General features: G+C 45.1%; 2 protein-coding genes. Both read right to left on the reverse strand.

All coding sequences use genetic code 11. From position 1 onward, the window contains the following. Window positions 1-11 precede the first annotated feature (11 nt). Window positions 12-551 (reverse strand): IS630 family transposase, encoded by a 540-nt coding sequence (locus FTT87_RS15885; RefSeq protein WP_126038012.1) that lies wholly within the window; start codon window positions 549-551, stop codon window positions 12-14. Then, window positions 547-1,023 carry a helix-turn-helix domain-containing protein gene (locus FTT87_RS15890; RefSeq protein WP_004677047.1) on the reverse strand — a complete coding sequence of 159 codons (477 nt, stop codon included), beginning with the start codon at window positions 1,021-1,023 and terminating at the stop codon, window positions 547-549. The genes FTT87_RS15885 and FTT87_RS15890 overlap by 5 nt, the downstream gene beginning before the upstream one ends. Between the last annotated feature and the right edge of the window lie 60 nt (window positions 1,024-1,083).

Genomic DNA, 1,083 nt, shown 5'->3' on the forward strand with positions numbered 1-1,083 from the left:
ATAAGTATCAACTAAAAAGTAAACATGTATTCATTACCAAAACCCTTTGAAATCTGCCCAACCCAACGCTCTATTTGATCTGCCTTCATCACCTTAAAATCCCGCCAGTTATACTTCATCTGCTTCCAAACCATCTCAATTCTATTCAGCTCAGGACTATACGCAGGTAGAAAATACAAAGTCGTTGAATACTCTTGTACAAGAAGCTTGCGCCAATCTACCATCTGTTTGCTGCGATGAATCGAGGCATTGTCAACAATCAACACCAAAGGAACTTGATAGCTGCGTTTCACCTGTGCTGCTACACCCATCAAATAGGCATAAAACCAGCGACTGTTAACGGATTCCTGTAGGCAACTGGTGATCAGATGACCCGTTGACAGGAGACAACCCATCACATTAACTCGCTTTAGTCTTACAGCATCAACCGCATGAACATCGCCTATCTTTGTCCACGCATAACGGTTATCTGGCGTAGCCGAAAATCCTGTTTCGTCGACATAGCCCAATACAATTTCACCACGTGCCGCTTGCTCACGTAATGCTTCAATCTGCTGTTGCGCTTGTCCAAATGCGGTCGGGTCTCTTTTTTTTCAAGCTGTGGCGGGTGCGTTTGAAGACCATGCCTGAATCTCGCAAAAACTTGCGAAGAGTTTCAACAGACACGGACACACCGTGTTTTTCATGCAGTTTGACTCGGATTTGTTCTGCATTGAGTGGGCTTGTGTTGACCCACTCTAAGATTTGAGCCTGATAGTTTGAGGTCAGTGTATTGGGACGGCCTGAGCGATGACCTTCTTGAATCGATTCAAACTGATGTAGCTCCCAATGTCGGCGTTGTAGCCTTATGGTTTCTGGGATACGCTCTTGTAACGCAGCAACTTCGGCAACAGTTTTACCTTCGGAAAGCCAGAGAATGGTTTGGGCACGTTGTCTTTCACGCCAATGTGCTGCATGCTTGGTCAGGAGAATTAGTTGTGCACGCTGTTCTAAGCTGAGTGGGACGGTAACAATCCGTGGCATGTGCAAACATCGTTTAACCAAAAATGTCTTTTCGCATGTTTAGTTGTTTTTGTCAACTTA

Origin of the sequence: Acinetobacter sp. YH01022, from assembly GCF_013420235.1 — a bacterium.
In the GTDB taxonomy this organism is placed as follows: Bacteria; Pseudomonadota; Gammaproteobacteria; order Pseudomonadales; family Moraxellaceae; genus Acinetobacter.

Excerpts from the sequence above, each read along its gene's own strand:
- FTT87_RS15890 (WP_004677047.1), bottom strand. The coding sequence starts at position 1,023 with ATGCCACGGATTGTTACCGTCCCACTCAGCTTAGAACAGCGTGCACAA.